Source organism: Ignatzschineria larvae DSM 13226, assembly GCF_038500265.1.
Classification (GTDB): domain Bacteria; phylum Pseudomonadota; class Gammaproteobacteria; order Cardiobacteriales; family Wohlfahrtiimonadaceae; genus Ignatzschineria; species Ignatzschineria larvae.
This window is the reverse complement of the sequence record NZ_CP150637.1, coordinates 1,323,396-1,336,799: the sequence shown is the minus strand read 5'-3', so window position 1 is coordinate 1,336,799 and position 13,404 is coordinate 1,323,396. Positions and strand designations below refer to the sequence as shown.

Sequence of the window (13,404 nt, the reverse complement as noted above, 5' to 3'; positions counted from 1 at the left end):
TTATTACCAATAAGGATTCTAGCGTAAATGAGATGCAGTTTGTAAGATAACTCATGATCATCTGATTGAAGTCAGGTTATGATCGAACAAACTGTCGCCTCATTTCGGAAAACAATTTAACAATAAAGTGAAGGATTTTTATCTACTCATTTCAATAGATTATTGCGTTATTAGCCACTGCCGGAGCTGATGATTATTTACGTTCACTAGGCTTAATGAGGGCAAAATTGATATGGCAGTAACCTTGTGGGTTTTTAAGGAGATAATCTTGATGAAAATCTTCCGCCGGCCAGAAGGTTTTGAGGGGCTCTACTTCTACGGCAATCGGTGCAGAGTAAGCTTGTTGCTCTTTAGAGATAAATTGTTTGATGATGGGGAGGTCTGTTTTATCACTATAATAGATACCGCTGCGATATTGTGTGCCGATATCATTCCCTTGCTGATTGAGTGATAATGGATCAATCATCCGAAAGAGGTGTTCTAAAATCTTCTCAAGCGCAATTACATTTGCATCATAAATAATTTTTACTACTTCTGCATGATCGGTTTCCATTGTACAAACCGCTTCATAAGTAGGGTGATCAACAACCCCTTGCGCATAACCTACCTCTGTTGCCACAATCCCTTTAAGCTGCTGATAGTAAGCCTCAACACCCCAAAAACAACCACCGGCAACGACAATTTCTCTAATATCTTGAGTCTCTTCAGTCATGATTTATCTCCTCTTGTAGAATTTATCTTAGATTGATTGTGCCATAACTTGCACTATTCGACTATAGTCTTTGTTCTGTTTCTTTGTGTTGTGATTGTGAGAGATAGATGATATAGGGGGATTGAGTAAAAATTAAAGATAACCAGTCTTCACAATGTGCGCATTGACTTCAGTTTTAGTAGGCTATATTATTTATACGTCACTGAGTGATTAAATAGGTGCTGTTAAGCAATGCTTACCTAAATAGCAATGAAGACGCCCCTAAAGGGGGGCTCTACGAGCCTAATTTATAAGTGTTTGAGTTTGTTTTCTTGACAGCTGAAAACAGACTTGCTATAGCAATTTTATTACTGTTGTAGCGCGCGTGCTAATTTTATTTTTACCTCTCTTGCTAGTAGAATTCGATTGTATATATCTTTATTGATTATTCTATTATCGTTAATGCTCAATCTTCTCTGCTTAATTACGTTATTTGTTGCGTTATTTTCTAAGATGTACATATCGGAGAGAGTGTTCTCTAGGGTCAATGTTTTAGGTAGAGGTATTTGATAGTTATGCAATTTTAGAAATTGAAGGGTGTTTCTTTTATTAGATGCATTTCCGAATAAGTTACCAATATTGGAGTTTGCATATTTAATTATATTTCCTTGCGCATCGAAGAGCCAATACTTTCCTGGCTCTAACCATAGTCCGGTTGAAGCGATACACTCTACTTTAAAATCCCCAATTTTTTCTCCAGTAAGATAAGAAAGGGCGTCATAAATATATTTGTTATTTTTTTTCGGACATACTACATGAAGCGAATCTATATTATAGTAAGCAAACTCTATACCTGCATTTAATTCATATAAATAGCTCATTGTTTCGAGCATTTTAATTCTACTGTGAGCAACAATTCTCTGCATGTAGATAGAACAACTAAACTCATTATTATTATTTTTTACTTTTAATTGAAATTTTTTATTTCTAGTTTGTTTTAAGTGGAGTTTTTGCTGCAAATATCGCTCAGATAAAAAATATTCTTGCCTATTATGTATTTTTATACCTAATTCTTGATCTATAAAAGATAACATTTCAGTAAATGTATTAAATGAGATTCTAGTTTTTTGTGGTCTTTCAGTAGAGGAGGCTGCAATTGCGATATTTAACTTTTCAAGCTTATTAATTTGACTACTTTGTTTTTTGTAATTTAATCGTCTTTTGTAGGCGGAAATAATCGTTGATTTCAAAGGATGCGATTCAGTTTTTATAGTGCTTATACCATCGATTATAAATATTTGTGAGACATGTTTTAAAAAAAATAAAATTTCAAATTCATTAAGTTTAACTATTATTTCAGTTTCCTCAGTAGAATATCTTTTAGAGTTTAGCCAGCAAGTGAAAGGATTATACTCTTTCAAAAAATTACTAAAAGGAGGAATTAGCTTGCATTTAAATAGGCCATAATTTGTTGTTAAGTCTAATTTTTCAGCATTACAGTTGTATTTTGCATAGTTTAGACTGTTAAGTTTTGGGTATTTTTGGGTAGCACCGTATGCATACATAGAGTTCACATCAATAGCAATAATTGTGTTATTTTTTGAATAGTCTTTTAGAAAATGAACGTTTTGTAATGGTATATGCCAAGCGCTTTTATAGTTATTATCTAGGGGCTGTTGAACATTGCAGTTCAAAATAAAAAAAGCGAGCGGTAGAATATTATCGTCAAAAAAAACCTACCTCTCGCTATGTCTCGAACCATGCTTACAGATAAACTATGGCTGAAACTGAAGCCTATTCTCCTAGATTTGAATATCTATGACAAACCAAATTTAAGAAATATCGTTGAGGGTATTCTATTTAGAATGAGAACAGGTGTTCCTTGGAGGGATATTCCTGAGCAATTTGGGCGACCTAATACTATTTTTAAAACTTTTAGTCGTTGGTCTAAAAATAACAAGCTCTTGAAATTATTTAAAAAACTATCACAAGATGTTGACTATGAATGGCTGTTTATAGATGCAACTCACATTAGAGCTCACCAGCATAGCACAGGAGCAACCGCAGATAATCCTCAAGCAATATCTAAAAGTGTTGGTGGAAATAGTTCAAAAATTCATATGATCGTAGATGCTTGCGGTAATCCCTGTGAATTTATCGTAACAGATGGAACGACCCACGATATCAAGGTCGCTCCAGAGCTACTTAGCAGGGTTCATTTAAATACGACAGATTACGTTAGTGCAGATAAAGGTTATGATTCTGAGAGTTTTAGAGAAGATATTATAAATCAAGGAGCTAAAGCTATTATTCCTAAAAAGAGGAATACTCTTACGAATAATAATCATATGGACTGGCATATTTATAAAACTCGGCATTTAGTGGAGAATGCATTTGCAAGGCTGAAACATTTTAGAAGTATAGCAACAAGATATGACAAGCTAAAACAACATTATGAAAACAACGTTGCTTTAGCTTGTGCCTATATTTGGCTGAAGTTATGAATGTTCAACAGCCCCTAATGTATTTGACTTCTTTATTTTATTACAAACTTTATTCCAGTATTGATTTGAGATCCGAGTATGATCTGTTAAATGCGCTTTAAATTTATTTATAATTCGAACTAGATTTTTATAGTTTTCAATTGCATCATTAATATATTTTATGCCGCTTAACCAAGGGTACATAAGTTCAAGGCATAAAGGAGGAGGTAAATGTGGATTAATTTTAAAAAAAAGATCTCTCTCATATCTTGTTAAAACAAGATATGACTTATCTTGAGAAGTGTATATATTCTTACTTTGAATCCCATCATATAAAGAAGTATTACAAACACCTAATTTGTGTAATGTTGATATATCTAGGTAAGTTGCTTTTCTTTTTTTGAGGAAGTAGTAGTTTTTGTCTGTAAAATCTACATTGTTACTATATCTTGCTACTTCAACGATTTTCATATTTTTCAAATTTTAATTTATATATTAAATAAGCGAGTTCATGCACTAAAGCATCATGATCTATATTAGAGTTTTCAGCTATTGTTGATATTCTTTGAAAGAGTTCTGTTACTGAAGGATGGGCAAAATATAGTAATGAAACATCTTTGAATTTTTTCCAATAATATTTACCGTTATCTTTAGTATTGAGTTTTATTAGAGCTTTATTTTGATTGTTTTTAATAGTGTATTTTTCATGTAATTTTTGATAGTCTTCAATGTTTATGTTTGTTAGTTCTTTTAAACTGTAATACAGTCTTATACAAGATAGTATCTTTCCAATACTCTTGTCTATTTCATAGTCATAGGTGTTTTTTTCACAAAGAATAATGCTTACTAAGACATTTCTTACTCGTGCAGTTTTGTCGTACGCTAAAAGATCTATGTTTAAATTTTGTTCTATGGATTTTCGTATAAGATTGCTTGAATTGGCACTAAGATCACCCAATTGTTCTCTCATATAATTTTCGATTAATAATATAATTCCATAGTGCTCAATTGCAATCCGAGCCATTTTCCAATTTAAATTTTCAGATTTTGCGTATCTTCTTACCATATTGTCTTTACATAGCTTGATTACCTCATTAATGAAGTTAATTTGATATAGAGAGGCATTTTTTGTTTTCTGTATTTGTTTCTTTGCAATAAATATTAACGTTTCCCATTCATTTTCAGTAATTGATAGGTCATAACATTTTTTTTTATCGTCATTTATAAGATCGAGTGTAATCTGATGCTTGTTATGTGTTGGGCTGTTTATCGAGGGAAATACATGAGTATCTTCGTTGTTATAGAGTCGTAAATGATGATTACCTGTAGAAGATTTCCCAATCCAAATAAGTTCTTCATATCCAAAACCACTCATTAAATCTATCCTTTATTTTGATTATGCCATTTAAGGGAAATTAGAAGACCGTATTATTAATTGTAACATATAGATATTAAATGTATTTTTTAGAATGGTAGTTATTACTAAATCATAAAAAATCCCGCACAATGTACGGGATTTGATAGTAATAATTGTCTATTGAGACCAAAAATTAATTGGCAACGATATTGACTAAGCGATTAGGGACAACGATAACACGACGAATTTCACCTTCGATGAATTTCTGTGCATTTTCATTGGCAAGTGCTGCTTTTTCAATCTCTTCCTTAGAAGCAGACGCCGGCACAACGACTTCACCACGAAGACGGCCATTGACTTGAACCATATATTTCACTTCATCAGAGATCAGTGCTGATTCATCCACGAGTGGTAATGCGTGATCTAGTATATTGTCGCCAAAAAGCGTTGACCAAATAGTATGAACAATATGAGGCACAATCGGGCTTAAGAGGCGAAGCATAATAGAGAAGCCTTCACGTTTCACAGCCGCTTCACCTGGTGAATCTTTCAATTTCGTGAGAACATTGAGCATAATCATATTCGCAGAAATGACCGTATTGAAATGGAAGCGCTCATAATCGTAGAGGGCTTTTTTCAATTCTTGATGAATTTCTCGGCGTGCATCTTTGGCGGCTTTATCACTGATTTTACTAGCATCAAGCGTATGATCTTTGAGGATTGCTTGATTCTCATAAGCAAAGTTCCAAACTCGGCGAAGGAAACGGTCAGCTCCTTCAAGGCCTGATGTTGACCACTCAAGCGTTTGCTCGGGTGGTGAGGTAAACATCATAAAGAGACGAGAAACATCAGCGCCATACGATTTAACGATCGCTTCAGGATCAACCCCATTATTCTTCGATTTCCCCATTTTGAGAATGCCGTAATAAGTGACAGGCTCGCCATCTCTTTTAAGGATGTAGCTCTTTTCACCGTTCTTATCGATGATTTCAAGATCATTGATATTGAACCATTCATAACCTTTACTTGTATGACGATAGAACGCTGGAGAAACGACCATTCCTTGAGTGAGTAGTGCTTTAAACGGCTCAGGACCAACTTTTTCAGGGTCACCTAAAACGCCCTCATTACGCATCAATTTATGGAAGAAACGGGAGTAGAGCAGATGTAAAATCGCATGTTCTACACCGCCGATATATTGATCTACCGGCAACCACGCTTCAGCTGCTTTCGGATCAACCATTCCTTCATTGAAATGACTTGATGCAAAACGGGCATAGTACCAAGAGGATTCTACGAAAGTATCCATTGTATCGGTTTCACGTTCGGCATCACCACCACATTGTGGGCAAGCGACTTTCTTGAAGGAGTCGAGTTTATTCAGTGGATTACCACTGCCATCAGGAATACAATCTGTTGGCAAGACAACCGGTAGATCTTGCTCAGGAACGGGGACTTCACCACAGCTTGGGCAATTGATAATCGGAATAGGGCAACCCCAATAACGTTGACGAGAAATCCCCCAATCCCGCAAGCGATATTGTGTTTTAGGTTTACCTAAACCTTTGGCCTCAAGTGCATCTCCAATTTTTTTGAAAGCTTCTTCAAAATGAAGACCAGTAAATTCACCAGAGTTAATCAAAGTTCCATGTTCACCGAGAGAATCGTGCCAAGTATCGAGGTTCTGATCACCATCATTAGGCTCAACGACCATTTTGATAGGAAGATTATATTTGTGAGCAAAACCAAAATCTCGGGCATCATGTGCCGGAACGGCCATTACAGCGCCATCTCCGTAGGACATTAATACATAATTGGCAACCCAAATCGGAACTTCTTCACCGGTTAAAGGATGTTTGGCAAATTCGCCTGTTGCCATTCCTTTGGCTTCTTGAGTGGCAAAATCGGCTTCACTGGTGCCTGTTTTTTGACACGCTTTGATAAACTCAGCAAGTTCAGGATTATTTTCCGCTGCTTTTGCTGCAATCGGATGTTCTGGGGCAACCGCTACATAAGTAACGCCCATTAATGTATCGGGGCGCGTTGTAAAGACATTAAATTGCCCATCTTGATGGAGGAATGTGACTTCCATACCTTGAGACTTACCGATCCAGTTGGCTTGCATCGTGCGTACTTGCTCTGGCCAATCTTCGAGTAATTGCAGATCTTCCAATAACTCTTCGGCATAATCGGTAATTTTGAAGTAGTACATCGGGATCTCTCGGCGTTCAACTAACGCATCTGAGCGCCAGCCACGACCATCGATGACCTGTTCATTTGCCAATACTGTTTGATCTACGGGATCCCAGTTAACCATCCCTTTTTTACGATAGATCACGCCTTTTTTATAGAGTTGAAGGAAGAACCACTGTTCCCAACCATAGTACTCAGGATCACAAGTCGCAAACTCTCGAGACCAATCAAAACCAAATCCAAGCTCTTTAAATTGTTTGCGCATATAGACAATATTTTTATGTGTCCAATCGTGCGGGGAGACCTTGTTGTCAATCGCCGCATTTTCCGCAGGCATCCCAAAGGCATCCCAACCAATGGGTTGCATTACATTGTAGCCGCTCATCTTTTTATAACGAGTAATCACATCCCCGATAGTATAGTTACGCACATGTCCCATATGCAGTCGACCTGAAGGATAAGGGAACATTGAGAGGCAGTAATAATTAGGTTTGTCAGTATGATTTTCTACTTTGAAAGAAGCATTCGCTTCCCAAAATGCTTGAGCAGCTGCTTCGATTTTGGCAGCTTCGTAGGTTGGTTTCATCCTATAAAATCCTTTTGTTTCTCTTCAGAAATTGAATCAAAAATTACGTTATAAATTGTGATTGTGTCTATATTGTTATGATAATTTGTCTGCATTAATAATGCCTAATCAATGATATCCTAATAAATGATTAATAAGGAATATTAATAATGTGTATGAATAACACATCGTATTAAGAGTTGATTAGATCCTATTTTCAAAGATTCAATCTTGAAGATCAAACCTTCAGATAAGCATAGGTCAAACTTTTATAAACTTACTTTTTTTAAGATCACTTTAAACTTCGCTAGTATACACTAACTTAGTCTGAAATTGTCCTCTTAGGAGGAGAGATTTATAACAAATGTACATCGTCTTTCTTCGAATGTTGTTATAATGGCAGACTTGCTTTATGTCATCGAAACTGTAGGAATATTCATATTATGTCAAGTCAACCCACATTGGTCGTTGAAAATATCCATAAATCATTTGGAGATCGGGAGATTTTAAAAGGAATTTCACTCACCTTAAATAAAGGCGATGTTGTCTCAATGTTAGGGGCTTCGGGATCTGGAAAGAGTACCTTTTTGCGTTGTATCAATTTACTAGAGAATCCTGATCAAGGTGACATTACGCTCAATGGGGAGAAATTGATCTTAGTTCCTAGGGGCTGTTGAACATTCATAACTTCAGCCAAATATAGGCACAAGCTAAAGCAACGTTGTTTTCATAATGTTGTTTTAGCTTGTCATATCTTGTTGCTATACTTCTAAAATGTTTCAGCCTTGCAAATGCATTCTCCACTAAATGCCGAGTTTTATAAATATGCCAGTCCATATGATTATTATTCGTAAGAGTATTCCTCTTTTTAGGAATAATAGCTTTAGCTCCTTGATTTATAATATCTTCTCTAAAACTCTCAGAATCATAACCTTTATCTGCACTAACGTAATCTGTCGTATTTAAATGAACCCTGCTAAGTAGCTCTGGAGCGACCTTGATATCGTGGGTCGTTCCATCTGTTACGATAAATTCACAGGGATTACCGCAAGCATCTACGATCATATGAATTTTTGAACTATTTCCACCAACACTTTTAGATATTGCTTGAGGATTATCTGCGGTTGCTCCTGTGCTATGCTGGTGAGCTCTAATGTGAGTTGCATCTATAAACAGCCATTCATAGTCAACATCTTGTGATAGTTTTTTAAATAATTTCAAGAGCTTGTTATTTTTAGACCAACGACTAAAAGTTTTAAAAATAGTATTAGGTCGCCCAAATTGCTCAGGAATATCCCTCCAAGGAACACCTGTTCTCATTCTAAATAGAATACCCTCAACGATATTTCTTAAATTTGGTTTGTCATAGATATTCAAATCTAGGAGAATAGGCTTCAGTTTCAGCCATAGTTTATCTGTAAGCATGGTTCGAGACATAGCGAGAGGTAGGTTTTTTTTGACGATAATATTCTACCGCTCGCTTTTTTTATTTTGAACTGCAATGTTCAACAGCCCCTAGTGACAAAGGTTTAGTGGCAAAAGATCAAAAAGCACTACAGAAAATGCGAACAGAACTGGGGATGGTATTTCAAAACTTCAATCTTTGGGGTCATATGACGGTGCTTGAGAATATGATCGAAGCGCCTGTTCATGTATTAGGATTGTCGAAGAAAGAGGCAAAAGCACGAGCGCTTAAATTGCTCGAAAAAGTGGGGATGAGTGAACGGGTGAATGACTATCCTATCTCTTTATCGGGTGGACAGCAGCAACGTGTGGCGATTGCGAGAGCGCTTGCTATGGAACCGAGTGTGATTCTCTTTGATGAACCTACATCTGCATTAGACCCTGAGTTAGTGCATGAAGTGTTGACAGTCATGCAGGATTTAGCAAAAGAGGGGATGACGATGATTGTGGTAACTCATGAGATGGATTTTGCCCGTAATGTCTCTAATCGAGTTGTCTTTTTCCATGAAGGGCGTATTGAAGAAGAGGGGGATCCCCATGAGCTCTTTACGAATCCACAATCAGAGCGATTTAAACAATTTATTCAACATTATAATGGATAATTTCTTCCCCTGACTTTTATGCTAATAGTTGTTAGCGAAGATACAATCAATGATATATTAAAGAAGCGCTCTCTTGGCGCTTTTTTTATTAGGCTTTGTTTATGAGAGCTTTGTTATGACAAAACTAGATTGAGTGTTAATAAGTAGCAAAATAAGTAGCAACGATGAATCTATCAATTCATAGCGCTATCGATTGAAAAGGATAATCAATGAAAAGAGTATGGGATATTGCTGAAAACTTGAATGATACAACCCAAAATCAGCTGAATCAGCAGGGGAAAGGGGAGATTGAACTTCTAAAGCTTCCAACAAAGCCCCATTTCTCGGATATGGTTTATCTTGATTATGCTGCGACAACGCCGGTGGATCCTTTGGTGATTGAGGCGATGGTCAATGCGATGGAGCGCCATTGGGCAAATATCAGTAGTCCACATGAATTAGGCGCAATGACAACGCAATATGTGCAAGAAGCGCTAGAACAGATTGCTCGTCATTTTAATGTCACTCGAGAAGAGATTACGATTACAAGCGGTGCGACAGAATCGATTAATCATGCGCTCAAAGGCGTATTACAGGCGCAAAAAAAACGGGAAATCATCACGACCACTATCGAGCATAAAGCGACGATCAATACAGTTCAAAGTTTAATGAAGATGGGTTATAAAGGGCATTTTATTGCGCCTAATAGCGAAGGGACGATTACCGCGGAGATGATTGAATCTGCGATTAATGAAGAGACTGCGCTTATTTCCCTTATTTGGGTCAACAATGAAACGGGTGATAAATTGCCGGTAGAAGCTATTGCTAAAATGGCTCGAAAATATAAGATTCCCATTCATATCGATGCAACTCAAGCCGCTCCTCATTTTCAATTTGATGCTTCTCAATTTGATCTTGTTAGTCTGTCGGCTCATAAATGCTATGGTCCTAAAAATATTGGATTACTCTATCGCCGAGCATTCCCAAAATTACCGATGCAACATTTGATGGACGGTAGTGGTGGGCAAATGCTGCGTGCCGGCACAATGCCGAATGAGGGCGTTTTAGGATTTGCAAAAGCATTATCTTTGATTGCGGCGAATTGGCGTGATGAACGTCATCGTTTAGTGCGGTTAGAGGGCTTACTACTTCGTCAATTACTGCCTCTTGGCGTTGAGGTGAATAGTGCTTCAATTGTTCGGAAAGATTCACAAGATGATCAGCAAATGGGGCAGCAAAGCAGCCAACAAAGCAATCGGGAGAGAGATAAAATATTCACTGATATTATCAATTCAGAGCCACAATTTGCCGATATTAAATCAGGTATAAAGGTTAAGGCAGAGCGGGAGCCAGGCGTTTTAAATCTCTATCTTCCGGATGTTCATGCCGATACTTTATTGGCCTTAGTGCCGAAGTTAGCGCTTGCAAAAGGCTCGGCTTGTAATAGTGACAGTACTTTACCCTCTTATGTATTAACAGAGATGGGCTATGATGAACGCCGGGCATTCTCGTCAATTCGTGTAAGTGTGGGGCGCTATACGACAGAAGAAGAGATCCTCTACGCCGGTGAATTATTGCGTACAGCCATTGAATTTATTCAAAGTATTGCTAAAGGTCGGCAAACCAATTGGTATGGGGAGTATAATATTTATGATCCTTATATCGAATCATTATTGTCGCCCACTTTTATTGCGCATGATTTTACGGAAGAAGATTTTGATGGTTCAACGCATCTCATCACGATTGAAAAACCCTATTTTTCTCTATCATTATATGGTGTTTTAGAGCGCAGTAGCATCGCAGATGGGGCAGTATTTCGCTTCAGAGAACTCTCCGCTAAGGCTTATGGTGCGCCATATTATCTTGCACTTTTCCAAACACTCATTACAAGTTTGCGAGAAGAGATGATTACAACGCATTTTAAGTTAGAGCAACTGATAGACCAAAAAACGCCGGCAGAATATTTAAGGGATACCATCTATATCGAAAGAGCGTTACAAACTTTTTTACAAGATCTGCAATAGGCGATAATCAATAGGATTGAGGCCAATTTAGAGAGAAATGAATAGAAGCGTAAATGAGAATGCATCATTCAATAAATGCATTGAATTATAAATATATTTAAGTAGTTGTAGCTTAAAGTATATTCTTTATAGTGTTAGAATAGATCCTTATGAATCAATTTGTATGGTTTTTTAATAGATATATAGAATGAAAGTTCAGCGAGGTCCGCTATGTTATTTTTTCTCTTCCTCTTTTTTGTAGTTGGTGTTGGTTTACGCCATTTCTTAGATGATCGTGCCGTTGTGATTGCATCAGTTGCCATTGCGATCTGTTGGATGTTTGCCTTTAATATTGGCTGGGCGATTGTGACGCTATTAGAGTTATTAGTGGGCGCATTTTTAATTGGTCCACCGGTACTTACTTATTGGAAAAATAGACGTTAATTCTCCATTGTGTATTCAATTGTATTAAAGGAGTGAGTTATGCAACGAGTATTACAACGAGTAAGTTTACTGTTACTCTGTGCCTGTAGCTTAGGGACAATGACATGGGCTTCTGATTATATTCTTGCAACGGAGGCGAAGGTTTATGAAGGGTATCATCGCAAAGTATGCGGTGAAGTAATAACGGTTGATGTCACTGAAGAGGCGATTTATCTTAATTTTGTGCAGCCTTACCCAAAGGAACCTTTTTATGGCTTTATTTGGCGCGAAGATTTAGCTGATATCGGCTCGCTTGAGTGGGCGCAATCATTAGCAAAACAGGAAGTCTGCCTGATAGGTCACATCGATAGCTATGAGAATGTGCCCTTGATGATTATTACCGAGCGAGACCAAGTTGAAGTTATTGATCTTTAAAGCCTGATTTCTGTATCGAGTTTCGGTATTGAACTACCGGAGTGAATTTAAATGAAACTTAAATTTTCTATTAACCATTAGAGGGATGGTTCAAGATTGATTTCTCAGATAGTATTGTTTTTTAGATCTAATGCTTTTTACGAGATTTTGCTTCTTGATTACATTTTGTTTTATGAGTAGATAGGGAATAGAATAATGCACATTCGTTCAGATTTAACGACAGTTTTTGATATTGATTTTGCTGAGCTGTATCGAGTGCATGCCCGAAACTCTCTCAGACAGCCGAAAAAGTCGGAAGATTGGGATAAAAAAGCGAGCAGAATGGGAAGTCATAGTAGCGTTGCGAATGACTATATCTCTGCATTTTTATCTAGAATGGACTTCAATGGCGTAGACACTGCCTTAGATATCGGTTGTGGTGGTGGGACGATTGCATTGGCTCTTGCACCGATGATTGAGAAAGTGTATGCATTAGATTATAGTCCAAAAATGCTAGAAGTAACGGATGAGAGAGCTTCAAAACTAGGCATCACCAATTATGAAACGATTTTAAGATCATGGGAAGATGATTGGTCTGATATTCCAGAGTGCGATATCTGTATCTCTTCACGCTCTTCGATGGTTACTGATTTAGAGTCGGCATTGGCTAAGCTAAATCAAAAAGCAAAGAAAGCTGTTTATATGACTATGACAGTGGAGAAAGATTTTATGAATCGGGAGATCCTTAAAGTACTTGGGCGGGATTATATTGGATTTCCCACCTATATTTATGCTGTAAATATTCTTTATCAACAGGGGTATCGGGTTTCTGTTGATTTTATTGAAGCTAGGCATCAAGACAGCCAACAAACGATTCGTAATGTTAATGATTTTATTCAAGCAGTGAAGTGGTCAATTGGGGATTTAACAGCACAAGAAGTTGATACATTAACCCAATACTATGAAGAAGAGGGCAATGCATTTCCCTCCATCTATTATACTAATCGACCTTGGGCTTTCCTGAAGTGGCGCACTGATCATCAGCCCTTTTAAATATAGTAATATCGATTCAAAATAAGCTTATTCAAATGCCGATACATCAACTGATCGAGGCGAGAAAACTGTGCTATCCGGCATATTACAAGTGTTGTTGAACACGGTTTTATCTTCTTTTAAAACCCCACAATAGCTGTTTAAAAACCATTTTTCTTAAACCCATTTTACTCTAAA

Annotated in this window: 11 protein-coding genes and 2 pseudogenes; 7 read left to right on the top strand and 6 right to left on the bottom strand. The window is 37.0% G+C overall.

Annotation, left to right across the window (positions count from 1 at the left end):
* Positions 1-193: 193 nt before the first annotated feature.
* On the bottom strand, positions 194-712 hold the full coding sequence (gene msrA, locus WMO13_RS05550) for a peptide-methionine (S)-S-oxide reductase MsrA (RefSeq protein ID WP_270049114.1): 519 nt from the start codon (positions 710-712) through the stop codon (positions 194-196).
* A gap of 347 nt (positions 713-1,059) precedes the next feature.
* Positions 1,060-2,256, bottom strand: coding sequence for a hypothetical protein (locus WMO13_RS05545; RefSeq protein ID WP_026879007.1), 1,197 nt, complete (start codon positions 2,254-2,256; stop codon positions 1,060-1,062).
* Positions 2,257-2,439: 183 nt separating this feature from the next.
* On the opposite strand from WMO13_RS05545, the gene WMO13_RS05540 reads away from it, so the two are divergent.
* Positions 2,440-3,195: an IS5 family transposase gene (locus WMO13_RS05540; protein ID WP_342386815.1), complete on the top strand. Its 756-nt coding sequence runs from the start codon at positions 2,440-2,442 to the stop codon at positions 3,193-3,195.
* Here WMO13_RS05540 and WMO13_RS05535 read toward each other — a convergent pair.
* From WMO13_RS05535 to leuS, 3 genes are all read right to left on the bottom strand, one after another.
* A complete protein-coding gene (locus tag WMO13_RS05535) occupies positions 3,190-3,645 on the bottom strand; it encodes a hypothetical protein (RefSeq protein WP_026879473.1) in 456 nt (151 codons plus the stop codon). The genes WMO13_RS05540 and WMO13_RS05535 overlap by 6 nt on opposite strands.
* Positions 3,632-4,549: a hypothetical protein gene (locus WMO13_RS05530; protein WP_026879474.1), complete on the bottom strand. Its 918-nt coding sequence runs from the start codon at positions 4,547-4,549 to the stop codon at positions 3,632-3,634. Before WMO13_RS05530 ends, WMO13_RS05535 begins: the two co-directional genes overlap by 14 nt.
* Positions 4,550-4,724: 175 nt before the next feature.
* Positions 4,725-7,310, bottom strand: a complete 2,586-nt coding sequence (gene leuS / locus WMO13_RS05525) for a leucine--tRNA ligase (protein ID WP_026879475.1) — start codon at positions 7,308-7,310, stop codon at positions 4,725-4,727.
* Positions 7,311-7,732: 422 nt separating this feature from the next.
* Here leuS and WMO13_RS05520 point away from each other — a divergent pair.
* Positions 7,733-7,942: pseudogene (locus WMO13_RS05520) on the top strand (ATP-binding cassette domain-containing protein); the annotation flags it as partial.
* A gap of 28 nt (positions 7,943-7,970) precedes the next feature.
* Here WMO13_RS05520 and WMO13_RS05515 read toward each other — a convergent pair.
* On the bottom strand, positions 7,971-8,726 hold the full coding sequence (locus tag WMO13_RS05515; protein WP_342386815.1) for an IS5 family transposase: 756 nt from the start codon (positions 8,724-8,726) through the stop codon (positions 7,971-7,973).
* Between the two features lie 80 nt (positions 8,727-8,806).
* On the opposite strand from WMO13_RS05515, the pseudogene WMO13_RS05510 reads away from it, so the two are divergent.
* The 5 genes and pseudogenes from WMO13_RS05510 to WMO13_RS05490 all read left to right on the top strand — a co-directional run.
* Positions 8,807-9,355, top strand: a pseudogene (locus WMO13_RS05510) (ATP-binding cassette domain-containing protein); the annotation flags it as partial.
* A gap of 209 nt (positions 9,356-9,564) precedes the next feature.
* The gene (locus WMO13_RS05505) at positions 9,565-11,358 is read left to right on the top strand and encodes a cysteine desulfurase family protein (protein ID WP_051396321.1); all 1,794 of its coding nucleotides are present in this window, start codon (positions 9,565-9,567) and stop codon (positions 11,356-11,358) included.
* Positions 11,359-11,568: 210 nt separating this feature from the next.
* A complete protein-coding gene (locus WMO13_RS05500; RefSeq protein WP_026879477.1) occupies positions 11,569-11,781 on the top strand; it encodes a hypothetical protein in 213 nt (70 codons plus the stop codon).
* 39 nt (positions 11,782-11,820) lie between these two features.
* Entirely contained in the window at positions 11,821-12,195 is a 375-nt protein-coding gene (locus WMO13_RS05495; protein WP_026879478.1) for a hypothetical protein, read from the top strand.
* A 195-nt stretch (positions 12,196-12,390) separates the two neighbouring features.
* Positions 12,391-13,227 carry a class I SAM-dependent methyltransferase gene (locus tag WMO13_RS05490; protein WP_034856188.1) on the top strand — a complete coding sequence of 279 codons (837 nt, stop codon included), beginning with the start codon at positions 12,391-12,393 and terminating at the stop codon, positions 13,225-13,227.
* Positions 13,228-13,404: the final 177 nt, after the last annotated feature.